Origin of the sequence: Pseudomonas sp. xss_4 (assembly GCF_043104125.1) — a bacterium.
In the GTDB taxonomy this organism is placed as follows: domain Bacteria; phylum Pseudomonadota; class Gammaproteobacteria; order Pseudomonadales; family Pseudomonadaceae; genus Aquipseudomonas; species Aquipseudomonas parafulva_B.
In genome coordinates this window covers 21,992-47,420 of record NZ_JBICKJ010000063.1, presented here as the reverse complement: position 1 = coordinate 47,420, position 25,429 = coordinate 21,992, and the positions used below count along the sequence as shown (strand labels likewise).

The following is a 25,429-nucleotide window of genomic DNA, read 5'->3' as shown; positions in this document are numbered from 1 at the left end:
CTCATCGTCCGCCTGCGCTGCAACACGGCTACAGGATTTATGTTTTGTCCGAACTTTCGAAAAACCCGCTCTTGCAGTACATGGACCGGCTGGCGCCCTCCAGCCAGCAGACCATGCGCTATATCCTCCAGGACGCTGCCGACCGGCTAGGGTTCGTGGACTGCAACCTGGTCGATGTGCCGTGGCATCAGCTCGAGCCTGGTCATGTGATAGGGCTGGTCGCCGCGCTGCGCAGCGATGGTTTTGCGCCCAATAGCTCGTCGCTGTACGTCAACGCCATCCGCGGCGTGATGAACGAGGCCTGGCGACAGGGCCTGATCGACCACGAGCACCTGCTGCGCATGCGCGAGGTCAAACCTGCCACTGGCTCGCGACTACCGCCTGGTCGCAACCTGCGGCGCAGCCTGATTCGGGAACTGATGGACGTCTGCGCCGCTGACCCGCGCCCGCAGGGCGTTCGTGATGCGGCCATCATCGCCCTGTTGTACGGCACCGGCATGCGCAAGTCGGAATCGGTGGACATCGACCTGAATCAAGTGGATTTCGAGGCGCGCAGTTTGCAGGTGGTGGGTAAGGGCAATCACCAGCTGATCAAGTACGCACCGCCCTGGGCCTTCGAAAAACTGCAGGCCTGGCTTGACCTGCGGCGCGCTGGCTTGCCTGCCGGCGCAGAGGACGATCCGTTCCTGTTCAACCGAATTCGGCGGGGCAACCACATCACCCGGGCTCGCATCACCAAGCATGCGATCTACTACATTGCCCGCCAACGCGGTGCGCAGGTCGGTGTGAAGATCATGCCGCACGATTTTCGTCGCGCCTTCATCACGCGGGTCATCGAAGAGCATGACCTGTCCATCGCTCAGAAGCTGGCGCACCACGCCAACATCCAGACCACGGCCATCTATGACCGGCGCGATGACAACGAACGTCGGCGTGCCGTGGACCGTTTCGACTACTGAACACGCCTGTCCCTTGTCGCAAGACAGCCCACCCCATGCCTAGGCCCACGAGCACCTCAATGGCGCTCGTGCATGCCCTCGGCTAGTGCGCGCACCAACCAGCTGCCCAATGCGGGCGCAGCGCTTTGATTCAAGCATCTACCGCTGAGCTGCCGAATTGGCCCATTCCCTGCTATGTCCACCTCGAGAATTTGATCGAGTGGTCAGGCAGGAACGCGTAGTCGTCCCCGCCCGGTCCCCTCGCAACGGCCATCAGGCCACGCACTACAAGGGCTGCAGGATGATGCTCGCAGAGCCGCTAAAAGCATTGGACGACCCGACCGGGTGGAGCGCTTGTCTGCAATTGCGTTTTGTCGTACGCGAGGATGTGACCCGCCTTGGTGCGCGCCGGCATTTCGGACCTCTTTTGGTGCAGCGGCCTTTCTATCCGGAAGGCGCGCCATGCCACGTCTATGTCCTGCACCCGCCAGGCGGCATCGTCGCCGGTGACCGGCTAGAGTTGGACATCAGCCTGGGGCCCGGTAGTCACGCGCTGCTTACCATGCCGGGGGCGAGCAAGTTCTACCGCAGCGTGGGCCCGACGGCGCGCCTGACCCAGCGCTTTCACCTGGCAGCGGGCAGCACACTGGAGTGGCTGCCTCAGGACAGCATCTTTTTCAATGGTGCCAAGGCAACGCTCGAGAGCCGCTTCACCCTCGAAGCCGGCGCTCGACTACTGGCCTGGGAAACCTTGTGTCTGGGTAGGCCGGTCATGCAAGAGCGCTTTGAGCAAGGCGCGCTCGACAGCCTGCTGAGCATCGAGCTTGCAGACCAAATCGGCCTGCACGAACGCTTGCGGGTGCGCGGTGGACGCCTGGAGAAGCTCGGTGGTCATCCGTTGCTGGCAACGTTCTGCGCTGCGCCCGCCAATCAAGGCACGCTTGAGGCCATACGCCCGCATCTGGACGCGCTGGGTATCCCGGCAGGCGCGACGCTGCTCGGCTCGCTGCTGGTGATCCGCCTGCTCGATCACGACAACCAACACCTGCAACACACCCTGCAACGCCTTTGGCAGGTGCTGCGTCCGGCCATCCTGGGGTTGTCCGCCTGCCCGCCACGAATCTGGGCCACCTGAAGAGAGTACCAATGGAGCTGACCCCTAGAGAGAAAGACAAACTGTTGCTGTTCACCGCCGCATTGCTGGCCGAACGGCGCCTGGCCCGTGGCCTTAAGCTCAACTACCCCGAGGCGGTGGCGCTGATCAGCGCGGCGGTGCTCGAAGGGGCACGTGACGGGCGTACGGTCGCCGAGCTGATGAGCCTTGGCCGTGAAGTACTGACCCGCGAGCAGGTTATGCCCGGCATCGCCGAGATGCTGCACGACGTGCAGGTAGAAGCAACGTTTCCCGATGGCACCAAGCTTGTGACGGTGCATGACCCCATTGTCTGAAACCCCACCGGAGCCCCTGATGATTCCAGGTGAAATCCAGGTCGCCCTTGGCGACATCGAGCTCAACAGCGGCCGTGCCACCGTCAGCGTGAGCGTTGCCAACCACGGCGACCGACCCGTGCAGGTCGGGTCGCATTACCATTTCTACGAGGTCAACGCGGCCCTGGTCTTCGAGCGTGGCCCCACCCGCGGGTTTCGCCTGGACATCCCGGCAGGTACCGCCGTGCGTTTCGAACCAGGCCAGGCCCGTACCGTGCAGTTGGTCGCCTATGCCGGCAAGCGCGAGGTGTATGGGTTTCAGGGCAAGGTCATGGGGCCTTTGGAGCGTGAAGCATGAGCCGACTGTCTCGCCAGGCCTATGCCGACATGTTCGGGCCCACGGTAGGGGACCGGGTACGCCTGGCCGACACCGAGCTGTGGGTGGCCGTCGAAAAGGATTACACCCTGTACGGTGAAGAGGTGAAGTTCGGCGGCGGCAAGGTCATCCGTGACGGCATGGGCCAAGGGCAGATGCTGGCCGCCGAGGCCATGGATCTGGTCTTTACCAATGCGCTGATCATCGACCACTGGGGCATCGTCAAAGCTGACATTGGCATCAAGCATGGCCGCATCGCCGGCATTGGCAAGGCCGGCAACCCTGACGTCCAGCCAGGCGTCACCTTGCCGATCGGCCCTGGCACCGAGGTGATTGCGGCCGAAGGCAAGATCGTCACAGCTGGCGGCATCGATTCGCACATCCATTTCATCTGCCCCCAACAGGTGGATGAAGCGCTCAACAGCGGCGTGACGACCTTCATTGGCGGTGGTACCGGGCCCGCCACCGGCACCAATGCCACCACCTGCACCCCAGGCCCCTGGTACTTGGCGCGCATGCTCCAGGCAGCCGACAGCTTGCCCATCAACATAGGGCTGCTGGGCAAAGGCAATGCATCGCGTCCCGAGGCACTGCGCGAGCAGATCGCCGCCGGCGCCGTGGGACTCAAGCTGCACGAGGACTGGGGCTCGACCCCAGCGGCCATCGACTGTTGCCTGGGGGTGGCCGAGGAGATGGACATCCAGGTGGCCATCCATACCGACACTCTTAATGAGTCCGGCTGCATCGAAGACACCCTGGCCGCCATTGGCGAGCGCACCATCCATACCTTTCACACCGAAGGGGCTGGCGGGGGCCATGCGCCGGACATCATTCGGGCAGCGGGGCAGGCCAATGTACTGCCGTCCTCGACCAACCCCACGTTGCCTTACACGGTCAATACCGTGGATGAGCACCTGGACATGCTGATGGTCTGCCACCACCTGGACCCGAGCATTGCCGAAGACGTCGCCTTCGCCGAGTCGCGTATCCGGCGCGAGACCATCGCGGCCGAGGATATCCTGCACGACATGGGCGCCTTCGCCATGACATCTTCCGATTCCCAGGCCATGGGCCGGGTCGGAGAAGTCGTGCTGCGCACCTGGCAGGTGGCGCACCAGATGAAAAAGCGGCGCGGGCCCCTGGCGCCCGACACGGCGTACAGCGACAACTTCCGGGTCAAGCGGTACATCGCCAAATACACCATCAACCCTGCAGTCACCCACGGCATCGCCCATGAGGTCGGCTCGGTCGAGCCGGGCAAACTGGCAGACCTGGTGTTGTGGTCTCCGGCGTTTTTCGCGGTCAAGCCGGCGTTGGTGATCAAGGGCGGAATGATCGTCACTGCGCCCATGGGCGACGTCAACGGCTCGATTCCAACGCCGCAACCGGTGCACTACCGACCGATGTTCGGCGCCCTGGGCGCGGCCCGCCATGCCACCCGCATGACCTTCTTGCCACAAGCCGCAATCGACGATGGCCTGCATCAGGCGTTGAACCTGCGCAGCCTGATCGGGGTGGCCCACGGCTGCCGACGGGTGCGCAAGGCCGACATGATCCACAACACCCTGCAACCGGTGATCGAAGTCGATGCCCAGACCTATCAGGTCAGGGCCGACGGTGAACTGCTGGTGTGCGAACCGGCCACCGAGCTGCCGTTGGCGCAGCGCTATTTCCTGTTCTGAAGGAGCCCCGATGTTAGTTCTGACCCGTCGTATCACCGACCCCGGCACCCATGCCGTAACCGGCACTGTCACCCTGGATGTGGACAGCCGCATCAAGAGCCGTTTGCGGGTAACCCTTGACGATGGCCGCGAAGCGGGCCTGATGCTCGAACGGGGGCACTTGCTGCGCGGCGGAGAACTGCTGACGGATGCTACCGGCAGCCAGTTGATCCGGGTGCAGGCCGCGGCCGAAGCAGTCTCGACCGTGCGGTGTGCAGACCCGCACCTGCTGGCACGCGCCGCCTACCACCTGGGGAATCGACACGTACCTCTGCAGATCGAGCCTGGCCTGCTGCGCTTTCAGCATGACCATGTGCTCGATGACATGCTGCGCGGCCTGGGCCTGACCGTGGAGGCCGAACAAGCGCCTTTCGAGCCTGAGGCCGGTGCCTACCAGAGCACACCCCATACCCATGGCCATGGTCACCCCTTCGTGCGCCTGCCTGCTCATTCCTGACCCTACTGGAGCTACCTATGAAAAAGACGTTCGCGCTGTTGTTACTGATGCTGGCGTTGCCCGCTTTCGCCCACCCTGGTCACGATACCCACCCGCTACAGGACGGGCTGTTGCACCCGTTGACCGGGCTGGATCACCTGTTGATGCTGCTGGGCACTGGCGTGTTGGCGGCGCTCACTGGCCGCACGTTGCTGCTGCCCTTGGCGACATTGGCGGCGATGTTCGCCGGTGCTGTAGGGGGACACTTGTTCGGCAATGTACTGGGCATGGAAACCCTGATTGCAGGCTCGCTGATGGTGGCCGGTGCGGCCATGCTGCTGCCAGCACGGCAACTGCTGCTGGCGCTGGCCATGCCGGTGTTTGCGCTGTTCCATGGCTGGGCGCATGGGGTAGAGGCGACGCCCAGCGCGTTCTGGCAATTCAGCGCAGGCTTCGTTGCAGTGAGCGGGCTGTTACTGGCCTGTGGCTACGCAGCAGGCTTGCTGCTGCGCCGCCATGCACGGCTGCAGAAAGCGTTCGGCGGTGGGCTGCTGGCCGGCGCAGCACTGGTGCTGGCCGGTTGATGAGCACCGATCTGGCGTTGCTGCGGTTGCTGCAGCTGGCAAGTCCCGGCTTGCCAGTCGGGGGCTTCACCTATTCGCAAGGCCTGGAATGGGCAGTCGAGGCAGGGTGGGTCAAGGACACAGATGGTTTTGCCGCCTGGCAGCGCGAACAGATCCAGGACACCTTGGCGTACCTGGACTGGCCCGTGCTTGTCCGCCTGTACAACGCCTGCCTGGCCAGCGATGCCCAGGCCTATGCCCATTGGTGCCAGTTCTTGCTGGCCAATCGCGAAACGGCAGAGCTGCGCCTGGAAGAGCAACAGCGTGGGGCCGCCCTGGCGCGACTGCTCGACGGTTGGCAGCTGGCCCAGGTTCCGGCTTGGCGTGACAGCCTGGGGCTCACCCAGCTGGGTGGCATGGCCTGGCTGGCCGTGCATTGGGCGATCCCCTTGCGGCAACTGGCCATGGGCTACGGTTTCGCCTGGCTTGAAGGGGCGGTAATGGCCGGTGTCAAGCTGGTGCCGTTCGGCCAACAGGCTGCCCAGACCCTGCTGCACGCGCTGAGCAATGACTTGCCCGAGGCATTCGACCACGCCCTGACCCTTGGCGACGACCAGCTTGGCGGCGGCTTGCCACTGCTGGCCATCGCTTCATCGCGTCATGAAACCCAATACACCCGTTTGTTCCGTTCTTGAGGACTGCCTGAATGCAAAGCTATCAACAACCCCTGCGTGTCGGTGTGGGTGGCCCCGTGGGCTCCGGCAAGACCGCATTGCTCGAAGCGCTGTGCAAGGCCATGCGCGACCATTACCAGATCGCGGTGGTGACCAATGACATCTATACCAAGGAAGACCAGCGCATCCTGACCGAAGCCGGTGCACTTGAGCCTGAGCGCATCGTAGGCGTCGAAACCGGCGGCTGCCCGCACACGGCCATCCGTGAAGATGCGTCGATGAACCTCGCAGCCGTCGAGGAGCTGGCACGCAAGTTTGGCAACCTTGAAGTCATCTTTGTCGAAAGTGGCGGCGATAACCTGAGTGCGACGTTCAGCCCCGAGCTGGCCGACCTCACTATCTACGTGATCGACGTAGCTGAAGGCGAGAAGATTCCGCGCAAGGGTGGACCCGGCATCACCAAGTCCGATTTCCTGGTCATCAACAAGACCGACCTGGCACCGTACGTTGGGGCTTCACTCGAAGTAATGGAGCGTGACACCCAACGGATGCGGCCCGAGCGGCCCTGGACGTTCAGCAATCTGAAAAAGGGGGAGGGGTTGCAGGCGGTGATCGACTTCATCATCGAGCGGGGCATGCTGGGCGTGCGAACCTGACCCCCGCTTGATGGGCAATACCCAGCCAGGCGGGTATGCCAGGCTGGGTAGACGCGACCCGGCAGCGCATCAGCCTGAGTGCGCGACGTGCTCCGGCGTCAGTTCATCCTGGAAATCCTCCTCGCCAGGCAATGCGGTGATCACGCTGAAGTCACTCACCTCGACCTGCCCACCGCCATAGCCCAGCAGGTGGAAGGAGAAGGCCTTGCGCTCCACCGGGTTGTCGAAACCGAACTCCATCTCCAGCGGCTCGTCAGCGGTGACTCTGACTTCCTCGGGCAAGCCTAGCGGCACATCCTGCTCCAGTTGCTTGGCCTTGAGCTGGATATACGCGGCGTGCCTGGCGTCCAGCGCACGCACCTTGACCCTGACCCGCGTGCGCGAGCCCTCGGGCATTTCCAGGTACTGCGCGCCGATCAGGTTATCGGCCCAATCGTCATGGATGCGCTTGCGCAACTGGATGGGTGAAGGCCCGCCAAATTGATAGCGCAGGTTGAGGGGGCTTTGCATCAGCGACTGGTCCAGTACGCCGGCCAATGCCCCCATCTGCTGGCCCAGTGCGCTGTCGCCCTGGTCCAGGTAGCGGGCCTGATCGGCAATGAAACCTTCGCTGGCGTAACGGCGACAGCGCTGCTGGAAATCGCACTCGGTAAACACGCCCTTGCCGTTGTGGTAGCGGAGCATGCCATTGGTGAACGAGATCATTTCACGACCGGTGTCGTAGTCTCGGTACATCGACCGCCCGCCAAGGGCCAGCGGGATGGGCAGCGCGAAATAGTCCAGCAGCGAAGTGGCCAGGTCGACATGCCCGTAGGTGCCGCCCTTGAGGTGAGGTAACTGGGCCTGATCGGGTGCGAGGGTCAGGTTGAAGCCCCAGGAAGAGGCCAGACGCACCCCATCGATACCGTGGGATTCATCCGAGGTGATTACCACCAAGGTGTCCTTGAGCACGCCCCGGCGCTCCAGGTTATCCAGGAAGGCCCCCAGGGCATCGTCCAGATAGGCCACGGCGGCCTGCTTGGGCGTGTCGAAGCGCGCCAGGTAATCGGCAGGGGCGGAGTAGGGCTGGTGGGTGCCGACGGTGAGCAGGGTGAGCATCCACGGTTTGTCTTGCTTGCGCAGTTGCCCGACGTAATTCAGTGCGCCCTCGAAAAAGGCTCGGTCATCCTTGCCCCACGGGAAGTCCAGGTAATTGCGGTTGGCGAACCACTCCACGCCATGTACCGAATCAAAACCTATGTGGGGCATGATGCGGTCCTTGGCCATGAAACGCAGCCCAGCGCCCTGCAGGTAATGGGTGGTAAAACCAGCCTGGCGCAACTGTGCCGGCAGGCAGGCCTGGTTGCGCTCGGCCTGGGTCAGCAACTCCACGCCCTTGGGCGTACCGTTGGCCAGCTTGTCGTAGTCGCCACAGAGCATTGCATACAAGCCGCGTATGGTCTGATGGCTGTGCAGGACATAGTCCGGGGTGTTCATGCCCCGCGCTGCCCATTGGCTCAGACGCGGCATCAGGTCTTCGTCGAAGCGGCTGTGCAGCGCCTCGCGATTGGGGCGCAGGTAGGCACCCGGTATGCCCTCGAGCGTGATGACCAGCAGGTTGCGTGCGCTGCCCGGGCCATTGAGCAGGCGTTGGCCGTTGAGGTCCGACTGGGTGAGGCCGGCGCTCGGCAGGGGGGTGAACGGCGTCGCCTGGCCGCTCCAGCGTTGCACCTGGCGCTGCACATCGCCCACCGCCGCAGAGACGAGCTGATGGCCCAGGTTGTATTGACGCCACTGTTCGGCATCGGAGGGTGCCAGGTGTTGGCTGGCCCAATGCACGCCGAACAACGCCAGGACCGCCATCCACGCCTTGCGTGGCAGCGATCGGCCAGGCTGTGTACGCGTCTTCCACGCCCAGGCCAGCCAGGCCAGCAGCCCGGCACCCAAGGACCAAGGCAGCCAGGCGTGGGCCAGACCGCCCCCGGTGGAGTTCTCCATAAACTGCGGGTCGACCAGATAGGCGAGGTCTGCGCTGGTGGGCAACCGTCCCACCGCGCTGACCAGTTCGGCCGAGGCGACCCAGAGGAGGGCCCACGCCAACAGCACCGGCAGCGCCAGCCACCAAGGCCGGCGGTGCAAAAGCAGCACCAGTGCGCCGCCCAAGGCCAGGTCGGAGAGATAGCCAAGCGGGTTGGACCAGCCCAACACGGCACGTGCGCCCAGAGGTAGCACCAGCACCAACACGGCCAAGGCGGCGAGCCGCTGGTGTGAGGGGTCTGAAAGGCTCTTCACAAAAATCTTTCCTTTGCCATTAAATCGTCATCAAGCTGTGGCTGATGATAACAGGCCGAGGCCGGGCAAGGCGGGCGTGCAAAGCGCGGGCACACAAAAGGAGGCCCGCGTAAGCGGGCCCGGTGCGTCGTTCATCAGAAGTAGTAAGGGAATTTGAGGCTGAACGAGAAATCGGGCGCATCATCTGTCAGCCCAATGGACAGGTTGGGCACGATCGTGAGGTTGTTGGTCGCCGCAAACGTCATGCCGACGTTGAAGTTGGCCGCGTTGTAGTCGCTGTTGGAGACCGATTGCCAGTCACCACCGTCGGGCTTGATCTTGCTCTTGCGTCCGAACTGGTCGGAGACCGAGAACGACATGCTCATCTTCTCGTTCAGCGCGAAGGCAATACCCGCACCGATCTGCCACGAGTCGCCCAGCTTCACGTCACCTGGGACCTTGCTGTTGACCTGCGGGCTGATGTCGCTGAAGGAGTCTTGCAGGTTGTATGTGTAGGACAAGCTGCCGAACAGCACGGCCGGATCGAACGTCTTGACCAGCGAGATACCCGGCGTGATGGACCAGACCCCATTGCCGGTCGGCAGGCTCTCGGGCACGGAAAGATTGTCGTTGCCCGCCACTTCGCGCAGCTTGATCCCATAGGGGTCCTTGCCGGTCGGCGCCTTGACCCGCAGGGTGGCCACGGCGTCTGGCCAGGTCTCGGATTCGTCCAGGAACTTGTAGGCGACACCTACGTTGATATCGCCGATTTCCGGGTCCCGCGTGACCGTGGCATCCGAGGTGCTCGGCCCGGCACCGCCGGCGCCGCCAGACGAATAGGTGGACTCGCGGTAGATGACCGGGACGTTGATGTCGAACTGCCAGCGCTGGTCCAGGTTATAACGTGCCGTCAGGTCCAAGGTCCAGTTGTCAGCCTTGATCCGGTCCAGGTTGATATTGCCCAGGAAGATCGAATCCAGCGCCAGGAAGCCGTTGAGGGTCAGGGCGCGGGTGTCGTAGTGGGTGTAGGTCAAGCCGGTTTCGAGGCTGAACTTGCCACCCCCGAAGAACCCGCTGGCCTCGTCGTACAGGTTGGAGACGCTTTGCGCAGGCTCGGAGTCTGCGGCCAGCGCCTGTCCATACGAACTGCCGGTGGTCCCAGGCGCCCCGGCAGCGACGGTCTGGGCCCCCTTGACCCGTTCGCTGGGCGATCGCACCAGGCGTTTTGGCGGGGGCGCGACCGGGGTTTCTTCGACCTGGCGAACCCGCTGCTCCAGCACCATCAGCGCCTGCTGCTGGGCTTCATAACGGCGCTTGAGTTCGGTCAGTTCCTGCTTGAGTGCTTCTACTTGCGGATCTACAGCGGCGTACAGCGATGTGGCGGGTGCCAAGGTTGTCAAACACACAACCGCTTTGAGTGCTAACGATCGTTGCATGAAGATGCCGTCCCTTCCGACTGCTGTGATGAGACTGAGCGTAGATCAGTATCCGACAGAGCGAAGCCCTTTGAGCTGGTCCAGGCTGCCATTTAGCGAAGCGGCAGTCGGCAGGTTCTGGCGCATGACCACGTTCAGGGAGGTGACGTTGTTCACCAGGTTGCCATTGCCAAGCACGGTGGTGTTCTGCATCAACCCGCCCTGGGCCAGGCGCTGTACGCTGCTGCCCTGGTTGGCGTTGGCGTCTATGTTCATTTGTACGCCCACGCCTGTGGACGATACGCTCAGCGCGCCGGCACCGTTCTCGGCCATCAGCGTCTGCCCAGCGGCCAAGACCTGGCCATGGGGCTGCACGGCGGGGGCCTGATCGGCCTTGGTCACGTTGACGTTTACAGTGTTGTACGCACTGTTGTCGTCGCCGGCCGCGCGGACCACCTGGGTCACCCCCTGGGTGGTGCCGAGCCCGGCACCGCCGCTCACCGTGCCGCTGCCTTGGGCGACCGGCTGGGCGCCTCCCTGGGCCGTCGGCGCGCCGTGCTCATCGATCAGCGAGACATAGAACTGCGGCTTGATCGTGGCCTCTTGCACCTGCAAGGTGCTGCTGGCGCCTATCACTTCACCGCGCGCGTTCTGCCAGGTGCTGCTCATGACGATGCCAAAACTCACGATTCGGCCCGGCATCACGTAGCGCCCACGCAAGCTCGCCAGCTCCTGGTCCTTGAGCTCGATGGGGTGCAGCACTTCGGCGTGGACAGGCAGGCAGGCCGTCATGCAGGCCAGCACCAACCAGGTAGGGGTCTTCATGCAATGCTCCCCGGCGCATCATGCACCTTGTTCTTGGAAGAGGCGTTAGAAGAAATCGCTTCGAATGAAGCCGTAGTCCAGCAGATCGGCATCCTTGACCGGCGTGAAGCCGTCCAGGCGGCCTTTGGCCGTCAGCGGCAACGGAGGGTCGAGCAGGGCGTTGTGCTTGTCGTAGCCCTGGCCGATCACCGCGAAGATGATGCCGTTCCAGCCCTTGAGGAAGTCCTCGGTTCTGTAGCGCTTGTGCCCCAACACCGGATCGCCGATGTAGACCCAGCCGCGGTCGACCTTCTGCATGACCACAAAATGCTTGTAGCCGCGGATGTCCATCAGCACCACCACCGGGATTCGTACGCTGTTCAGGGTCTCGGGCGCCACCCGGTATCCCCGGGCGCGCATGCCCAGGCTTTCCACGTAGCGCTTCATGTCGAGCATCGAGAACCCCTGGGTGCGGACCAGGTTCTGGTCGGCATGGGTCAGCATGCCTTCGATGATCTGGTGTTCGTCCACGTCCAGCCAGTAGGCCTGGCGCAGGATGGTTGCCAGCGCGGCAGCGCCGCAGCTGAAGTCGGTCTTCTGTTGCACCAAGTCGGCGAACTTGCGTTCGCGCATGCTCTGGATGGGCTTGAATACCACCGCACCGCCGGGCAGGACGGACAGGGGCATCTGGGCTGCTTGACCCATGCTGGCCAGGCACAGCAGGAACGCCAGGGCGAATACGCGCATGATCGACGCCTTTGGATGCGTTGAAGATAGGCCCCCTGAAAGGGGGCCTTGGGTCTGGCATCAGAACGAGGTATTGGAGATAGCCAGCGAGTTGCTCTGCTGGTTGCCGACACCGGCCGCCACGTTCACGCCCAGGTTGCCGCTGCCGCCATTGACCGAACCGCTAAGGGTTGCAGTGTTGGTCACAGGGTTGGCCCAGCCGGTCGGGGTCAGCACTTGGAAGGACACGGTATTGCTCAAGTCGTAAGCGCTGCTTTCGCTGTAGCTCTTGGCCACGTCGTTGGAGGACTGACTGGAGGTTTCGCCAGACTTTTCAAACGCCGAAGCCGAAGCGTTCTCGTAGGACGAGTCATGGGACTTGGTGTACGACGAGTCCCGCGAATGGTTATAGGCCGACTCGCTCGACTTGTCGTAGTTGGAGTCGAAGGCTTTCTCGAACGAAGAGTCGTAGGCACTTTGCTGCGAGGTGTTTACCGAGGCATCCAGGGATGCATTGAGTGAACCGTCGACGCTGCTGGTGCGGGTGCGCTCGCGATCACCGTTGGTCAGGGTCAGGGTACGCGTGGCATCGGCAGCCGCTGCCAGGCTGGCACTGAGGCTGGCGCTGTTCGAAGCGCTGGCGCTGCCGCTGGCCGAACCGTTCATGCCCCAGCTGTTGGAGCCACTGGCACTGGCACTGTTGGAGCCGCTGGCGTTATTGGCACTCGAACCACTCGCATTCCAGCCGCTGGAGCCGCTGGAGCTGGCACTTTGCGAGCCCGCCAGGTTGAAGCTGGACGAGGCACTGCGGTCATCGGTCGAGTTCAGCGTACCTTCACGCGAGCTGGAACCGGTGGCCGAGGTGGTGAAGGTCAGGGTATCGACACGGTAAGTGCGGTCGGCCCCATTGTTGACCACAAGCCCAGGACCGTTCTGGTCGGCCTTGGCCGTAGCCGTGGCGTTGCCGATACCGGCATTGGTATTGGCGATGGCCATGCTGTTTTTCTGCTGGTTCAGGTCGCCGCCGGCAATGTTGATGCCTACGTTGCCCGAGCTGCCTTCGCCAGAGCCGCTCATCACCGCCGAAGACTGGGTCGACCAGTTGTCGACACGGTTGTTGTTGCTGTACTGGCTGACGTCAGCATTGGCTTGCGCGGTGCCGAAGACGAAACTGTTGTCCAGGGTAGAGTCGGCAGCGGCGTTGGCGATGGCCGACGCGTTGCCCTGCTGGTTACCGTTACCAGACGCCACGTTGACACCCACGTTGCCACTGGCGCCAGTTGCCGAGCTGCTCATTTCAGCTTCGTTCACGGTGCCCTGGTTGGTGATGGTGTTGCCGGTGCTACGCTGGGTGTCCAGCGCATCGGCCTTGGCCGAGATAGGCAGCCAGGTGGTGCTGTTGCCGTTGTAGCTGCGACGGTTCTGATCGGCTTGTACAGCAACGGCCATGACCGCAGCAATTGCGAAAACCAGAGGCTTGAGTGCCATCGAAGGTTTCATGGTGATTCTCCGTACTCTAAAGGTTAAGTGTCGTTCATGACTCAAACGGTCAGTCGGCGACTCGTATGCTCAAGGTGTTGGCCATGCGGTTTCCCACCCCGGCACTCTGATTCAGCTGAACCACGCCACGGCCACCGGTGAACGCCTGGTCACTGGTGGTGACCTGGCGATGACCTGTCGGGGTAGCAGCTGAGTCAAAGGTGTTGAGCAGCGTCACGTTCTGTTGCAGGAGGACGCTGTCGTCGATGCTTTGCGGTTGTGTTCCGACACTGATGCGCAGGGCGTTGGCCTGCTGGGTGCCGGCACCGGCGCTCTGGTTGACGCCAAGCGCGCCATTACCGTGGCTGAACGAGGCGCCGCCAATGCGGGCTTGGGTATCCATGGGAGCGTGCGTAGGCGTATTGAGCCGTTGCCGGATCTGGGTCGTGGCACTGGCGCCGTGGCCAAGGGCGAAGGCCCGGGCATTGGCCTGCTGCTGCATGTCCCCGGCGGCCTGGTTAACCGTCATGTTGCCCTGATAGGCACGGCCGGCGTCGTCGATGGTGGCGCTGTTGCTGATGGCAGTCGGTGGCTGGGCCATGGCAGAGGCGCTGCACAGCAGGGTGATGACGAGCAGGGCAGGCTTCATGTCATTTGCCCCCCGTCAGGATCTGCAGGGGCGCGAGGCCTTTCTGCACGCTCGAATTGACCATGTTGGAGATCCCGTTGCCCGACCCTGCTCCACGCCCGCCAGAGAGGTTGGGCAACTGGCTCTGGTGGCCAAGGTTGCTGCCCAGGTGATCGGTGTGTTGGGTGATCAGGGCGTTGATGCCTGAGCCGCTGCTGATGCTGGCGAAGTCGCCATCGCTCAACTCGTTGGTCTGGCGCAGCACATGATTGACCGGGTTGGCATTGACGGTGGTGGGTGTGGGGTCCGGACGCAGTGGGGGAATCACGGCATTGCGTGTCTGCACGTCGCGGGTAATGACGATGGTGCCATTGTCGGCTTGGGCGGTCGCGCTGAGCGAGCTGATCGCGCACCCCAGCAGCAACAGGTAACCCAGGCGTTTGTCGATGTTCCTCACGACGGCAATTCCTTCTTCAGCCGCTGGCCTTGTTCAGCGTTGCGCTAGCAAGAGCAGAAGCCGTGCCGCTTTTGAGAAGTCGTTGTATTTCAGGGAGTTAGCGCGATGAAAGCTGTCGTGTAGGGCTGCGTTGTGTCAGTGCTGATACAACGACTATTGACTGATGACCAAGCGGTCACCTCTAGGGCTGGGTTTGATTGGAATGACAGGCAGTGTATCGGTGGCGTGACACTTATCGGAGCTCACGGCGTAAGCCGCATGCTTGCGGGGTTGGCAACAGCCGGGGTGTGTCAGAGGCTTAACACCGGCTCAGAGCCCCGCAGCGTCGAGGCGACCAGTTCCAGCGCCAGGGCCTGACGTGTCGTCCAGTCACCTTCGATGATGTGATAAGGCTGATCGTGGTCTTGCAGCCAGTGCAGGCTTGCCTCGAAAAACTGCTGGCGCTCTCGCACATCTGGTTGGGTGCGCTGGCCATCGGCAACCCAGGGTACGCCCTCTGGGCTGAGAAGCAGGTGCAGGTCGTAGTGACGATCGAGCAGAGCCTGCTCCAGCCAAGGTGGGCAATCGCCGAACAAGGTCTGGCTCCAGAGCATGTTGCTGAGCAGGTGGGTGTCCAGAATCAACAGCGACGGCGAGGCTGCGCGTGCAGCGTCTTCCCAGGCCAACTGCCCACGGGCGATGCTGGGGATGTCGGCGTAGCACGTGTCGCGGCAGTGCTGGTCGATGAAATGACGCACGTACTCACCCACCACCAGCCCTCCGAAACGCGCCTGGATCTGGCCGCTGAGCCAGCTCTTGCCACTGGATTCGGGGCCGCACAGCACCACAACCTGGGTGCTCGTGACAGCGCTCATGGCTTCACCAACGCCGGGTCCCGGTGCCATTCCAGCCATCCGCGCAGGGCAATGAGGGTGAGCACCGCAAACAGCGCCGCGGTGAAATACAAGTGCTGGTGCAGGTACTGCCCGACATAGATGATGTCCACCACGACCCACAGGGGCCAGCATTGCAAGCGCTTTTGCGCCATCCACAGCTGGGCCACCAGGCTAAAGCCGGTCAGGCTGGCATCCAGCCAGGGCAGGGCGGCATCGGTCCAGGTGGCCATGGCAGTACCCAATGCTGCGCTAAGCAGTACGCCCAGGCCCAGGTGGATGACCAGCGCGCCGGGCCGTAAGCTCGATACCTGGCGTGCCGCGTCTTGCCGTTCAGGCCGCTTCCACTGCCACCAGCCATACAGTTGTAACAGCCCATAGGCAACTTGAAGCAGCATCCCCGAATAGAGCTTGACCTCATAAAATAGCCAGGCATAGATCAGCACCATGATCAGGCCGAGGGGCCAGCACCAGGCGTTCTGCTTGACCGTGAGCCACACAGCGATGACGCCGAGGACGGCGGCGATGAATTCAAGGCCGGACATCGGCGATCCTTGGAGATTTCAGGGAGGGGCGCGATTGTAGCGGTTAGCTCAAGGAAGGTGTAGAGCGTTGCCGGGATCAGGGCCGTCTAGCAGCCCTGAGCCGGTGTCGGCTTCAGACCCTGAACTGGCGCAGCAGTTGTTCCAGGTCCTGGCTGAGGCGGCCCAGCGCCACGCCGGCCTCACTGGACTGGCGTGCCGCCTCGGCCGCCTGCTGCGAAAGGCCTGCCGTGTCCAGCACGTTGCGGTTGATGTCTTCGACCACGTGGGACTGCTGCAGGGTGGCGCTGGCAATAGAGGCATTCAACGCTGTCAGGGTGTGCAGAGCCTGGTTGATCGCATCCAGGCTGGCGCCTGCTTCGCGGGCTTGCGTGACGGTTTGCCGTGAGGCCTCGCTGCTGGTGTCGATCGCCTTGACGGCGGCATCGGACTGGCTCTGCAAGTGTTCGATCATGGTGTGGATCTCGGCCGTGGACTGGGCCGTGCGCTGCGCCAGCAGGCGCACCTCATCGGCTACCACGGCAAAACCCCTGCCTTGTTCGCCTGCGCGAGCGGCTTCGATCGCCGCGTTAAGCGCCAGCAGATTGGTTTGTTCTGCAATCGAGCGGATCACGTCCAGCACGCCGCCAATACGGGTACTGTGCCCGGCCAGGTCACGGATTACTTGCACCGCCTGTTCGATGGTGATGGACAATCGGTCGATCTGGGCCAGGCTGCCATGGATCGCCTGCTGCCCATGGGCGACCTGTTGCTGAGCGCAGTGCATTTCCCCGGCGGCCTGCTCGGCGGTCTTGGCTACATCCTGCACGGCGTAGGTCACCTCGTTCACGGCCGTTGCCACCTGGTCCATCTGCAGGGATTGTTGGGCGCTTTGCTGTTGCGCCGCACCGGCATTGTCGCCTACATGGTCGGCTGATCTGGCCAGCGCATGCGCCGCACTTTGTAATTGCCCGATCACCCCTTGCAACTTGCCGTTGAAGCGGTTGAAGTGCTCGCCCAGCTGACTGAGTTCATCGCGCCCGTGGGTGTCCAGGCGCCGGGTCAGGTCGCTTTCGCCGCTGGCGATATTGCCCATGGCCTGCACGGCTTCCTGTAGCGGGCGGGCAATGCTGCGTGCGATCACCCAGACCATCAGGCCCATCAGCAGCGCGATCGCCATGCCCAGCAGCGAAGCGTCACGCAGCTGGCGAGCGAACTCGGTCTGTACGTCGTCAACGTAGACCCCAGAGCCGATGATCCAGCCCCAGGGCTTGAACAGCTGGATGTAGGATGTCTTGGCAACAGGTTCGCTAGCCCCTGGCTTGGGCCAGCGGTAATTCACGGGCCCAGCCTCCTGCTGGCGCGCCAGCGCGACCATTTCGTTGAATACGGCAAAGCCATCCGGGTCGCGAATGCCCGAAAGGTCCTGGCCGTCGAGCTTGGGATTGGCCGGATGCATGATCATGCGCGGGGTCAGGTCGTTGATCCAGAAGTAGTCGTCATGGTCATAGCGCAACGCCCTTACCACTTGCAGGGCTTGTTGCTGGGCCGCGTCACGGCTCAAGGTACCGGCGGCCTCCAGCTGTTGGAAATGCGCCAGTACACCTGTGGCCGTTTCCACCACATGCCGGGTTTTCTCTGCCTTGGCTTGGTACAAGTCGCCGTGGATCTGGCGCAGCATCAGCAGACCAAGCACCAACAGCATGGCTATGGCCACTATCAGGATCAGCCATAAACGGCTGCTGATCGACATCGATCTAAGCGTCTTCATTGCGCATGCTCCATTTGTTCTTGTTCTCACCTGCATCCAAGCACGCCTGCGGCCATGGACCCACTCGACCAATGGCTAAGTGCCATGTGCCGTGGAGTCTGTTGCCTGCCACGTCATGACAGTGCAAAGGAGCTCTGCCAGCATTTCGGCGGCGCAAGATGAAACCTTTAGTAACCGTGAACTTTTCCACTGGCTTTGCGACCAACAGACGCTGTAAAACAGCCGGGCCGCGTGCGGCAATATTCAGGCAAATCAAGAACAAGGAGCTTGCCACGAGCAGGCTCCATCGGGGGAATGATGGATTTTTGGACGGCCTTTCAGGCAATCATACTGGGCGTGGTGGAAGGGCTGACGGAGTTCCTGCCGATTTCCAGTACTGGCCACCAGATCATCGTTGCCGACCTCATCGGTTTCACAGGTGAGCGGGCGATGGCCTTCAACATCATCATTCAGCTGGCCGCCATCCTGGCGGTGATGTGGGAGTTTCACGGCAAAATATTCGCTGTGGTCCGTGGGTTGCCGAATCAGCCCAGAGCGCAGCGCTTCACCGGCAACTTGCTGTTGGCCTTCCTGCCGGCGTTGGTATTGGGTGTATTGTTCGCCGACCTGATTCATGAGTACTTGTTCAACGCTGTCACCGTGGCAGCTGCGCTGGTACTGGGTGGGGTGGTCATGCTCTGGGCCGAGCGACGCCAACACAGGGTTCAGGTGACTCATGTCGACGAGATGCACTGGAGCCACGCGCTTAAAATCGGTTTCGTGCAGTGTCTGGCCATGATCCCGGGGACCTCGCGTTCCGGCTCGACCATCATCGGCGGCCTGCTGTTTGGCCTGTCGCGTACTGCCGCGACGGAGTTTTCCTTCTTTCTGGCGATGCCGACGATGGTGGGGGCTGCCGTGTATTCGGGTTACAAGTACCGTCATCTGTTCCAGCCCGATGATCTGCCGGTCTTTGCGCTGGGCTTCGTCACCTCGTTCATCTTCGCGATGATCGCCGTACGCGGTCTGCTGAAATTCATCGCCAACCACAGTTATGCAGCCTTTGCCTGGTATCGGATCGTCTTCGGCATGCTGATCCTGGCGAGCTGGCTGTTTGGCTGGGTCGACTGGACCGTCGCTCATGGATGAGCAGTCAGACCGCCAGCGCCCGACACGGATACGCAATGCCAAGTTCAAGGGAGTGCTGCTGGGGCTGCTGTGTGTGCTGCCGGTGTTGGGCGTCGCGTGCCTGGCCTACGACGCGCAGGCGTGGTGGCCGCTGGTGGTGTACCCGGTGATGAGTCTGCTCACTGTGTTGCTCTATTGGCGCGACAAGTCCCAGGCCCGCAGCCAAGCGCGACGCACCCCGGAGAAGCTGCTGCATGGTGTAGAACTGTTCGGTGGCTGGCCTGGGGCTCTGCTGGCGCAGCAGGTGTTCCGGCACAAGACACGCAAGGTGCCTTACCAGGTCAAGTTCTGGGCCATCGTGGTCGTGCACCAGGCCGCCTGGGCGTATTGGCTGTTCTTTCAAGGGCGAGCTGCAGCGTTGGGGTGAAGCCGCTGTATCACGAATGGGGGCGAGCGCCCCCATTGAAGTCCCGGCCACTCGGGTTGGGCTCAGTGATGTGTCACACGTAACGTTCCCCGCACGTTTCGAATGAGGCGGCCAAATGGTCGATCCATACCCGCACCGCAGGCGTGACACCGCGTCGGTGCGGGTAAACCGCCTGCAGGTAGCCGCCTGGCAAGGACCAGTCCGGAAGTAATCTAACGAGTTCACCGCGTTGGAGCTGCTCTTCACAAAACAGGCTGGGCAGGGCGGTGAAGCCCAGCCCAGCGCGTACAGCTGCATTACGTACCACGAAATCGTCCACTGACAGCCTGGGTTCGAGCGCCAAGGCGCGTTGTTGGCCCCCTGGCCCCTGCAGCCTCAGGTGTACCAGGCGGTCGGCCTCGGGTGCACCCAGCACCGGCAGGTCGGCCAGCTGCTCAGGCGTGCGCACCTGGGGGGCGAAACCGGGCGCGGCTACCAGTTGCATCTGTGCCTGACACAGTCGCCTGGTCACCAGCGTAGGGTCTTCATCGCCCAAGTCGCGCACTCGCAGCGCTACATCTATTCCTTCAGAGATCAGGTCCACTCTACGGTTGAGCAAGACCAGATCCAGCTGCACGAGCGGATACTGTTGCAGAAACCGGGTTACCACGTCCGGCAAGAACGCATGACCCAAGGCCACCGGGCAGGACACGCGTAGCCTGCCGCGTGGTTCACTGCTCATGCTGGCTACTGCCTCTTCAGCGGCTTCAGCTTCGAGGAGCATGGCTTGGCAGTGATGCAGGTAGCGTTCGCCCACGGCTGTTAGTTTCACTTGCCGCGTGGTGCGCTGTAGCAGGCGCATGCCCAAGCGATCCTCCAGTTCGGCGATACGGCGGGATAGCCTTGATTTCGGAATGCCGAGCTGGCGTCCAGCGGCGGCGAACCCGCCTGCTTCGACGACACGGGCAAAGTAAAACAGGTCGTTCAAATCCTGCATGGCACGGCTCATTGTTCCAGGGGTAGGACAAACTAGCGCGATTGGGCGCACTTATCATCCATTACACACTTAGGTAACATCCTTTTCATCGAATATATTCAGCCTTACCCCCTTTCACAGGAGTACCCCATGAAACTGCTGCACATCGATTCGAGCATCCTGGGTGACAACTCGGCCTCGCGCCAATTGAGCCGTGAAGTCGTCGCCGCGTGGCAGGCCGCTGAGCCGAACGTTGAAGTGGGTTATCGCGACCTGGCAGCCGATGCCATCGCTCACTTCTCGGCCGCAACCCTGATGGCTGCCGGCACCGGTGAAGAGCTGCGCGATGCGGCCCAGGCCTTCGAGGCCAAGCTCAGTGCCGAGACCCTCGAAGAGTTCCTGGCCGCCGACGCAGTGGTCATCGGCGCGCCAATGTACAACTTCAGCGTGCCGACCCAACTCAAGGCTTGGATCGACCGCATCGCCGTCGCCGGCAAGACCTTCCGTTATACCGAGGCTGGTCCAGAAGGCCTGTGCGGTGACAAGAAAGTGGTGCTGGTTTCCACGGCAGGGGGAATGCACGCCGATCAACCAACAGGGGTCGGCCACGAAGACTTCCTCAAGGTGTTCCTGGGCTTCATCGGTATTAGCGACCTGCAAGTGGTTCGGGCTCATGGCCTGGCTTATGGCCCGGAGCAGCGCACCCAAGCGATTGCTGCGGCCCAGGCGCACATCGAGAACGATCTGTTCGCCGTGGCATGAAGGCAGTGGAGACAGAGCGCAAGTTGAGGGTCGCCTAGGCGGCCCTTTTTCATGGGCGTACCAACCGCATGTTGCTGATGGCCGCACAGCTCACTGTTGCGCAACGCTAGGGCGCAACTGTAATGGTGGTTCATTGAGGAATAGCCTTATGCTGTAACGAAATATGTATAAGTGCTGAAGAAGGAAGCCGCAATGCCGCTCAAGGACCTGCTCATCGCTCTGGTGGTAATCATCGCCTGGGGCGTCAACTTCGTCGTGATCAAGGTCGGGCTCGATGGGTTGCCACCCATGTTGCTGGGGGCGCTGCGTTTTCTGCTTGTGGCTTTTCCCGCGGTGTTCTTCATCAAGCGGCCGAACCTGCCGTGGCGTTGGTTGATCGCCTACGGTGCGACCATCTCGCTGGGGCAGTTTGCATTTCTGTTCCAGGCCATGGCCAGCGGCATGCCACCGGGGCTCGCTTCATTGGTCCTGCAGTCCCAGGCCTTCTTCACCTTGGGCTTCGCTGCGCTGTTTCTGGGCGAGCGCTTGCGCGTGGCCAGCGTGCTCGGGCTGCTGGTGGCCGCCGGTGGGCTAGCGCTGATCGGCAGCGAAGACGGTAGCCATGTCCCCATGCTCGCGCTGGTACTGACCTTGTGTGGCGGGGCGATGTGGGGCTTGGGCAACATCATCACTCGTCGCTTCGGGTCGATAGACCTGGTGGCATTGGTCATCTGGGGCGGCTTGATCCCTCCGCTGCCTTTTCTGCTGCTCTCTGGCTGGTTGGAGGGGCCTGAACGCATCAGCCAGGCGCTCACGCACATCGGCTGGCACTCGATTGCCGCGCTGGCATACCTTGCATTCGTGGCCACCATTCTGGGCTACAGCCTCTGGAGCACGCTGTTGTCGCGCCATCCGGCCGGAAAGGTCGCGCCTTTTTCGCTGCTGGTACCTGTCATAGGCCTGAGTTCATCAGCGCTGCTGCTGGGCGAGCGCCTGACCGAAACCCAGGGTTGGGGTGCCTTGCTGGTTATGAGTGGCTTGTTGGTGAACGTGTTCGGCGCCCGACTCGGACAGCGGCTCAAGGCTGCGAGGGCCTGAGTAATTACGAGTGCTACCTGTCTTTTTTTAAGCGTTGATTGACCAAGCTCATGATGTCGGTCAGTTACGGTCGCCTATCAGGCACGGATATGGTTCCTTGGTTACGTTTTTTGTAAGGAGGACCGCAAACGATGCGAGTCAGGGACGAAACCTATTGGCAGTGGGCCGATGCACAACTGCACAGCCGCTGCCACGACGAAGTGCTGAGCGATGGCACCACCCTGGATGTGCAGGTGCGCCTGTCCAGGCAAGGCGCAACTCAACTGTTTCTCGGCCTTTACGCACGCAATGGGCAGGCTCTGGTGGAGGAGTATTATCCTGCGCGCTCTGGGGAAACCATGACCCGGGCGCTGGTTTGGGGTGTTGAGCGCGCTCGGGCGTTGGCCACAGGTGCCATGCCATTACCTAAAAACGCCAAAAGGCGCGCATGAAAAAGCCCGGCGCGGTGGCCGGGCTTGATACAGCGTGACGGTCAGTACTGCGCTTCGATCACTTTCACGGCACGTTGCGTACGTGCCTCTGGCCATTGCTGTTGCAGGGTTTGCAAGACACGGCCGACGAACTCGGTATCGGCAGCCGCCTTCTTGCCCACATAGCCCTGGCCTCGGCGATAGGCCTTGAATCGCGCACGCATGCTTGGCAGGTGCTCCTGGAATTCATCTTCGATCGTGTTGGGTGGCAAGCGGTCCAGGCGCACTTCGCCGCTTTGGCTCACCCACAACAGATGGTCATCAAGGCTGTCCTTGCGCGTGGCGAACAGCTTGGCCAATTGATCGATGGTCGGATTGTCGTTCAAGTTCATCATAAAGCCCCCATTACCCAGTTTCAGGTGATTTTCACAGTTGGCGCTATCGCGATGTAGCGCGTTTCCAAGGCTGCTACTGCAGCTTTGCAACAGGGGCTTTCTCACGCTGCCTTTTGGACAGTTCCCTCTCCACGGACCGCCTGCGTTACCGCGCAGGCGGCCTGGAACACCCTTGCCACGGCTCCCGATCAGGGAGACGGCCTCATCATGCACAAACGCGATGAACGGCGTCAACCATTTTGTAGTGATATTTTCTGCTCACTACATTTTCGTGGAGTTGTTCGACAATCCTCGATTTCAAAGCCCTGAAAGAATCTCGTATGCCGCGCGCACGCGGGCTTCGTTGGGGTAGTTGCGGTTGGCTAGAAGCACGATGGCCAACCCCTCAGACGGGACGAATGCTGCGTAGGCACCGAAACCATTGGTGGAGCCTGTCTTGTTGTACCAGGCTCCCGCCAATGGGGCGGCAGGCGGCTGCAGCCGTTGTGCCGGCTGGGGGCCTCGTATCATCTGCGGGCCATTGCCGGCGATGAGGGTGCGCAGTGCAACGGGGTACGCATAACGCTCCCAGCCTAAGCCTTGTGTCATTTCACCGATCTGGGCGTAGCCGCTACGGGTGATGAGGGTGGCGCGGGCCAAGGGCGCAGGCAGACCGTCGGGCTGCATGTTCAAGCGCACATAACGCAGCAGATCGCTGGCACTGGTCTTGATGCCGTAGGCTTGCTGCGCATAAGGGCCAGGGTTTACGCGCACTGGCTTGTCGCTGGCATCGTAGCCTTGGGCATACAGGCTACGTGCATCACTGGGCACCTCCAGGTAGGTACTGTGCAGGCCCATGGGCTCCAGCACGTTGTGCTCAAGCAAGGTGGCAAACGGTTGGTGTTGGGCGCGGGCGGCCAGGTCGCCGAACAGGCCCAGGCTCGGGTTGGAGTAACACCGTTGGGCACCTGGCGTGCCTTTGGCCTGCCATTGGCGCAAAAACGTCACCACTTGCTGGGGTGTTTCCACGGTGTCGGGAAACTGCAAGGGCAGGCAATCGGCACTGTAGGTGCCCAGGTCCAGCACGGTGGCGTCGCCCAGGGGAGTGCCAGCCAGGGCCGGGTGATAGCGTTTGGCAGGGGCGTCCAGGGCAAGCTGGCCTTCGGCATTGGCCACTGCCACCAACGTGGCGGTGAATGTCTTGCTCAGCGAGCCAATTTCGAAGAGGGTGTCGCGGCTAACGGGCACGCCGCTGTCGCGGCTGGCGACGCCGTAGCTGAAGTAATGAGCGTGGCCATTCGCATACAGCGCGACCGCCATGCCGCTGATGCCCTGGGCCTGCATCAGGGGACCGATGACGGTGTCGACTTTGATTCGCAGCGGGTCATTGGCGTAGGCGGGTAACCAGGGGGCGCCGAGTGTGAGGGCGACCGCAAGGGCCACGGAGCGGGAGCAGATCATGAAGATTCCTTGGCTGACTGTCCGTTGCGCGATACCAGGAGGGGTTCCGGCGTTAGCGCCTGGGGGCGCTAGACCTTATCCTCCGTCCTTGCCCAAAGACAAGACGGAGCTGTGATGAAGTACCTGCGCATGCTGTTCGACAACTTCACCCTTGCCTTGCTGGCTGTGGTAGCGATCGCCACCGTGTTGCCTTGCTCAGGGCAGGGGGCGGTGTATTTCGGCTGGCTCACCAACCTGGCGATCGGTTTGTTGTTTTTCCTGCACGGGGCCAAGCTCTCGCGGGAGGCAATCATCGCTGGAGCGGGGCATTGGCGCCTGCACCTGCTGGTGTTTTCCTGCACGTTCGTGCTGTTTCCGCTGCTGGGCATGGCGTTCAAGCCGCTGTTCCTGCCACTGGTAGGAGACGAGCTCTACTTGGGGGTGCTGTACCTTTGCGCCCTGCCTGCCACCGTCCAGTCGGCCATCGCGTTCACCTCGCTGGCGCGGGGTAACGTGCCAGCGGCCATCTGCAGCGCAGCCGCATCCAGCCTGCTGGGCATATTCCTGACCCCGGTTCTGGTGGTGCTGTTGCTGGGCGCCAGCGGCGACACCGGCTCGGGTCTGGACGCAGTGCTCAAGATCACCCTGCAGTTGCTGGTGCCATTCGTGGCCGGGCAACTGGCCCGCCGCTGGATCGGTGCCTGGGTTAAACGCAATGCGCGCTGGCTGAAGATCGTCGACCAGGGCTCGATTCTGCTGGTGGTCTACACCGCCTTCAGCGAGGCGGTGGTCACGGGCTTGTGGCACACTGTTTCGCCGCAGCACCTGGCAGGCCTGTTCGCCGTTTGCGGCATCCTGCTGACCGTGGTGTTGGTGGGGACCAGCCTGTTGGGCAAAGTGCTTGGTTTCAACCTCGAAGACCGGATCACCATCCTGTTCGCAGGCTCGAAGAAGAGCCTGGCAACCGGTGTGCCGATGGCGCAGGTGCTGTTCGTCGGAAGCGGCATCGGCGCAATGATCCTGCCATTGATGCTGTTCCACCAGATCCAGCTGATGGTCTGCGCTGTGCTGGCCCAACACTATGCGAGCCGCGAGCAGGATGATACTGAGGTGCCGACGGTGCGATGACCCGGTGATGGTTGCAGCTCACGTGGTCTGCAAC

Annotated in this window: 28 protein-coding genes and 1 pseudogene; 15 read left to right on the top strand and 14 right to left on the bottom strand. The window is 62.3% G+C overall.

The window, feature by feature from the left end; all coding sequences use genetic code 11:
• Positions 1-44 precede the first annotated feature (44 nt).
• The 9 genes from xerC (at position 45) to ureG (ending at position 6,792) form a co-directional block, all read left to right on the top strand.
• Positions 45-959 carry a tyrosine recombinase XerC gene (xerC, locus tag ACF8GB_RS11375; protein ID WP_145254575.1) on the top strand — a complete coding sequence of 305 codons (915 nt, stop codon included), beginning with the start codon at positions 45-47 and terminating at the stop codon, positions 957-959.
• A 280-nt stretch (positions 960-1,239) separates the two neighbouring features.
• A complete protein-coding gene (locus tag ACF8GB_RS11370; protein ID WP_058639351.1) occupies positions 1,240-2,073 on the top strand; it encodes an urease accessory protein UreD in 834 nt (277 codons plus the stop codon).
• An 11-nt stretch (positions 2,074-2,084) separates the two neighbouring features.
• A complete protein-coding gene (locus ACF8GB_RS11365; RefSeq protein WP_003253929.1) occupies positions 2,085-2,387 on the top strand; it encodes an urease subunit gamma in 303 nt (100 codons plus the stop codon).
• A gap of 19 nt (positions 2,388-2,406) precedes the next feature.
• The gene (locus ACF8GB_RS11360; RefSeq protein ID WP_028687722.1) at positions 2,407-2,724 is read left to right on the top strand and encodes an urease subunit beta; all 318 of its coding nucleotides are present in this window, start codon (positions 2,407-2,409) and stop codon (positions 2,722-2,724) included.
• A complete protein-coding gene (gene ureC, locus ACF8GB_RS11355; RefSeq protein WP_058639350.1) occupies positions 2,721-4,424 on the top strand; it encodes an urease subunit alpha in 1,704 nt (567 codons plus the stop codon). The genes ACF8GB_RS11360 and ureC overlap by 4 nt, the downstream gene beginning before the upstream one ends.
• Positions 4,425-4,434: 10 nt before the next feature.
• A complete protein-coding gene (gene ureE, locus ACF8GB_RS11350; protein WP_058639349.1) occupies positions 4,435-4,920 on the top strand; it encodes an urease accessory protein UreE in 486 nt (161 codons plus the stop codon).
• Between the two features lie 17 nt (positions 4,921-4,937).
• A complete protein-coding gene (locus ACF8GB_RS11345) occupies positions 4,938-5,483 on the top strand; it encodes a HupE/UreJ family protein (RefSeq protein ID WP_197844803.1) in 546 nt (181 codons plus the stop codon).
• Complete coding sequence (locus tag ACF8GB_RS11340; protein ID WP_058605132.1) at positions 5,483-6,157, top strand: urease accessory protein UreF; 675 nt, start codon at positions 5,483-5,485, stop codon at positions 6,155-6,157. The genes ACF8GB_RS11345 and ACF8GB_RS11340 overlap by 1 nt, the downstream gene beginning before the upstream one ends.
• Positions 6,158-6,168: 11 nt before the next feature.
• Positions 6,169-6,792, top strand: a complete 624-nt coding sequence (gene ureG / locus ACF8GB_RS11335; RefSeq protein WP_027915537.1) for an urease accessory protein UreG — start codon at positions 6,169-6,171, stop codon at positions 6,790-6,792.
• Positions 6,793-6,861: 69 nt separating this feature from the next.
• On the opposite strand, the gene ACF8GB_RS11330 is transcribed toward ureG, so the two are convergent.
• From ACF8GB_RS11330 to ACF8GB_RS11280, 11 genes and pseudogenes are all read right to left on the bottom strand, one after another.
• Entirely contained in the window at positions 6,862-9,063 is a 2,202-nt protein-coding gene (locus ACF8GB_RS11330; protein ID WP_058639347.1) for an LTA synthase family protein, read from the bottom strand.
• A 134-nt stretch (positions 9,064-9,197) separates the two neighbouring features.
• Positions 9,198-10,478 (bottom strand): hypothetical protein, encoded by a 1,281-nt coding sequence (locus ACF8GB_RS11325; protein WP_196186432.1) that lies wholly within the window; start codon positions 10,476-10,478, stop codon positions 9,198-9,200.
• Positions 10,479-10,523: 45 nt separating this feature from the next.
• On the bottom strand, positions 10,524-11,282 hold the full coding sequence (locus ACF8GB_RS11320; protein ID WP_058639346.1) for a hypothetical protein: 759 nt from the start codon (positions 11,280-11,282) through the stop codon (positions 10,524-10,526).
• Positions 11,283-11,327: 45 nt separating this feature from the next.
• On the bottom strand, positions 11,328-12,008 hold the full coding sequence (locus ACF8GB_RS11315) for a C39 family peptidase (RefSeq protein WP_023533487.1): 681 nt from the start codon (positions 12,006-12,008) through the stop codon (positions 11,328-11,330).
• Between the two features lie 60 nt (positions 12,009-12,068).
• Positions 12,069-13,487, bottom strand: a complete 1,419-nt coding sequence (locus tag ACF8GB_RS11310) for a hypothetical protein (protein ID WP_058639345.1) — start codon at positions 13,485-13,487, stop codon at positions 12,069-12,071.
• A gap of 49 nt (positions 13,488-13,536) precedes the next feature.
• Positions 13,537-14,115, bottom strand: coding sequence for a hypothetical protein (locus tag ACF8GB_RS11305; protein WP_058639344.1), 579 nt, complete (start codon positions 14,113-14,115; stop codon positions 13,537-13,539).
• Between the two features lies 1 nt (position 14,116).
• A complete protein-coding gene (locus ACF8GB_RS11300; RefSeq protein ID WP_058639343.1) occupies positions 14,117-14,551 on the bottom strand; it encodes a hypothetical protein in 435 nt (144 codons plus the stop codon).
• Between the two features lie 290 nt (positions 14,552-14,841).
• Positions 14,842-15,405 carry an AAA family ATPase gene (locus ACF8GB_RS11295; protein WP_392527045.1) on the bottom strand — a complete coding sequence of 188 codons (564 nt, stop codon included), beginning with the start codon at positions 15,403-15,405 and terminating at the stop codon, positions 14,842-14,844.
• Complete coding sequence (pnuC, locus tag ACF8GB_RS11290) at positions 15,402-15,968, bottom strand: nicotinamide riboside transporter PnuC (protein ID WP_196186434.1); 567 nt, start codon at positions 15,966-15,968, stop codon at positions 15,402-15,404. Before pnuC ends, ACF8GB_RS11295 begins: the two co-directional genes overlap by 4 nt.
• Before the next feature lie 112 nt (positions 15,969-16,080).
• On the bottom strand, positions 16,081-16,815 hold the full coding sequence (locus ACF8GB_RS11285; protein WP_392527054.1) for a methyl-accepting chemotaxis protein: 735 nt from the start codon (positions 16,813-16,815) through the stop codon (positions 16,081-16,083).
• Between the two features lie 138 nt (positions 16,816-16,953).
• Positions 16,954-17,625, bottom strand: a pseudogene (locus tag ACF8GB_RS11280) (cache domain-containing protein); the annotation flags it as partial.
• 387 nt (positions 17,626-18,012) lie between these two features.
• On the opposite strand from ACF8GB_RS11280, the gene ACF8GB_RS11275 reads away from it, so the two are divergent.
• On the top strand, positions 18,013-18,843 hold the full coding sequence (locus tag ACF8GB_RS11275) for an undecaprenyl-diphosphate phosphatase (protein WP_326384089.1): 831 nt from the start codon (positions 18,013-18,015) through the stop codon (positions 18,841-18,843).
• Entirely contained in the window at positions 18,836-19,249 is a 414-nt protein-coding gene (locus ACF8GB_RS11270) for a DUF1294 domain-containing protein (RefSeq protein WP_058639340.1), read from the top strand. The genes ACF8GB_RS11275 and ACF8GB_RS11270 overlap by 8 nt, the downstream gene beginning before the upstream one ends.
• Before the next feature lie 73 nt (positions 19,250-19,322).
• Here ACF8GB_RS11270 and ACF8GB_RS11265 read toward each other — a convergent pair whose 3' ends face one another.
• Positions 19,323-20,225, bottom strand: a complete 903-nt coding sequence (locus ACF8GB_RS11265) for a LysR substrate-binding domain-containing protein (protein ID WP_058639339.1) — start codon at positions 20,223-20,225, stop codon at positions 19,323-19,325.
• Positions 20,226-20,354: 129 nt separating this feature from the next.
• Between ACF8GB_RS11265 and ACF8GB_RS11260 the strand changes: the two genes are divergently transcribed.
• The 3 genes from ACF8GB_RS11260 (at position 20,355) to ACF8GB_RS11250 (ending at position 22,474) form a co-directional block, all read left to right on the top strand.
• The gene (locus tag ACF8GB_RS11260) at positions 20,355-20,966 is read left to right on the top strand and encodes an FMN-dependent NADH-azoreductase (protein ID WP_392527044.1); all 612 of its coding nucleotides are present in this window, start codon (positions 20,355-20,357) and stop codon (positions 20,964-20,966) included.
• A gap of 192 nt (positions 20,967-21,158) precedes the next feature.
• Complete coding sequence (locus tag ACF8GB_RS11255) at positions 21,159-22,043, top strand: EamA family transporter (protein ID WP_058605147.1); 885 nt, start codon at positions 21,159-21,161, stop codon at positions 22,041-22,043.
• 131 nt (positions 22,044-22,174) lie between these two features.
• Positions 22,175-22,474, top strand: coding sequence for a hypothetical protein (locus tag ACF8GB_RS11250; RefSeq protein WP_058639337.1), 300 nt, complete (start codon positions 22,175-22,177; stop codon positions 22,472-22,474).
• 41 nt (positions 22,475-22,515) lie between these two features.
• Here ACF8GB_RS11250 and ACF8GB_RS11245 read toward each other — a convergent pair whose 3' ends face one another.
• Together ACF8GB_RS11245 and ampC are read right to left on the bottom strand one after the other, a co-directional pair.
• Positions 22,516-22,848, bottom strand: coding sequence for a hypothetical protein (locus tag ACF8GB_RS11245; RefSeq protein WP_058605149.1), 333 nt, complete (start codon positions 22,846-22,848; stop codon positions 22,516-22,518).
• A 297-nt stretch (positions 22,849-23,145) separates the two neighbouring features.
• A complete protein-coding gene (ampC, locus tag ACF8GB_RS11240; RefSeq protein WP_196121879.1) occupies positions 23,146-24,288 on the bottom strand; it encodes a class C beta-lactamase in 1,143 nt (380 codons plus the stop codon).
• Positions 24,289-24,402: 114 nt separating this feature from the next.
• On the opposite strand from ampC, the gene ACF8GB_RS11235 reads away from it, so the two are divergent.
• Positions 24,403-25,395, top strand: a complete 993-nt coding sequence (locus ACF8GB_RS11235; protein ID WP_326384083.1) for a bile acid:sodium symporter family protein — start codon at positions 24,403-24,405, stop codon at positions 25,393-25,395.
• Positions 25,396-25,429 lie beyond the last annotated feature (34 nt).

Coding starts and splice junctions, on each gene's coding strand:
- ACF8GB_RS11370 (WP_058639351.1), top strand. CDS start 1,240: ATGATGCTCGCAGAGCCGCTAAAAGCATTGGACGACCCGACCGGGTGG.
- ACF8GB_RS11365 (WP_003253929.1), top strand. CDS start 2,085: ATGGAGCTGACCCCTAGAGAGAAAGACAAACTGTTGCTGTTCACCGCC.
- ACF8GB_RS11360 (WP_028687722.1), top strand. CDS start 2,407: ATGATTCCAGGTGAAATCCAGGTCGCCCTTGGCGACATCGAGCTCAAC.
- ureC (WP_058639350.1), top strand. CDS start 2,721: ATGAGCCGACTGTCTCGCCAGGCCTATGCCGACATGTTCGGGCCCACG.
- ureE (WP_058639349.1), top strand. CDS start 4,435: ATGTTAGTTCTGACCCGTCGTATCACCGACCCCGGCACCCATGCCGTA.
- ACF8GB_RS11345 (WP_197844803.1), top strand. CDS start 4,938: ATGAAAAAGACGTTCGCGCTGTTGTTACTGATGCTGGCGTTGCCCGCT.
- ACF8GB_RS11340 (WP_058605132.1), top strand. CDS start 5,483: ATGAGCACCGATCTGGCGTTGCTGCGGTTGCTGCAGCTGGCAAGTCCC.
- ureG (WP_027915537.1), top strand. CDS start 6,169: ATGCAAAGCTATCAACAACCCCTGCGTGTCGGTGTGGGTGGCCCCGTG.
- ACF8GB_RS11325 (WP_196186432.1), bottom strand. CDS start 10,478: ATGCAACGATCGTTAGCACTCAAAGCGGTTGTGTGTTTGACAACCTTG.
- ACF8GB_RS11320 (WP_058639346.1), bottom strand. CDS start 11,282: ATGAAGACCCCTACCTGGTTGGTGCTGGCCTGCATGACGGCCTGCCTG.
- ACF8GB_RS11315 (WP_023533487.1), bottom strand. CDS start 12,008: ATGCGCGTATTCGCCCTGGCGTTCCTGCTGTGCCTGGCCAGCATGGGT.
- ACF8GB_RS11310 (WP_058639345.1), bottom strand. CDS start 13,487: ATGAAACCTTCGATGGCACTCAAGCCTCTGGTTTTCGCAATTGCTGCG.
- ACF8GB_RS11305 (WP_058639344.1), bottom strand. CDS start 14,115: ATGAAGCCTGCCCTGCTCGTCATCACCCTGCTGTGCAGCGCCTCTGCC.
- ACF8GB_RS11295 (WP_392527045.1), bottom strand. CDS start 15,405: ATGAGCGCTGTCACGAGCACCCAGGTTGTGGTGCTGTGCGGCCCCGAA.
- pnuC (WP_196186434.1), bottom strand. CDS start 15,968: ATGTCCGGCCTTGAATTCATCGCCGCCGTCCTCGGCGTCATCGCTGTG.
- ACF8GB_RS11285 (WP_392527054.1), bottom strand. CDS start 16,815: ATGGACCAGGTGGCAACGGCCGTGAACGAGGTGACCTACGCCGTGCAG.
- ACF8GB_RS11275 (WP_326384089.1), top strand. CDS start 18,013: ATGGATTTTTGGACGGCCTTTCAGGCAATCATACTGGGCGTGGTGGAA.
- ACF8GB_RS11270 (WP_058639340.1), top strand. CDS start 18,836: ATGGATGAGCAGTCAGACCGCCAGCGCCCGACACGGATACGCAATGCC.
- ACF8GB_RS11265 (WP_058639339.1), bottom strand. CDS start 20,225: ATGCAGGATTTGAACGACCTGTTTTACTTTGCCCGTGTCGTCGAAGCA.
- ACF8GB_RS11260 (WP_392527044.1), top strand. CDS start 20,355: ATGAAACTGCTGCACATCGATTCGAGCATCCTGGGTGACAACTCGGCC.
- ACF8GB_RS11255 (WP_058605147.1), top strand. CDS start 21,159: ATGCCGCTCAAGGACCTGCTCATCGCTCTGGTGGTAATCATCGCCTGG.
- ACF8GB_RS11250 (WP_058639337.1), top strand. CDS start 22,175: ATGCGAGTCAGGGACGAAACCTATTGGCAGTGGGCCGATGCACAACTG.
- ACF8GB_RS11245 (WP_058605149.1), bottom strand. CDS start 22,848: ATGATGAACTTGAACGACAATCCGACCATCGATCAATTGGCCAAGCTG.
- ampC (WP_196121879.1), bottom strand. CDS start 24,288: ATGATCTGCTCCCGCTCCGTGGCCCTTGCGGTCGCCCTCACACTCGGC.
- ACF8GB_RS11235 (WP_326384083.1), top strand. CDS start 24,403: ATGAAGTACCTGCGCATGCTGTTCGACAACTTCACCCTTGCCTTGCTG.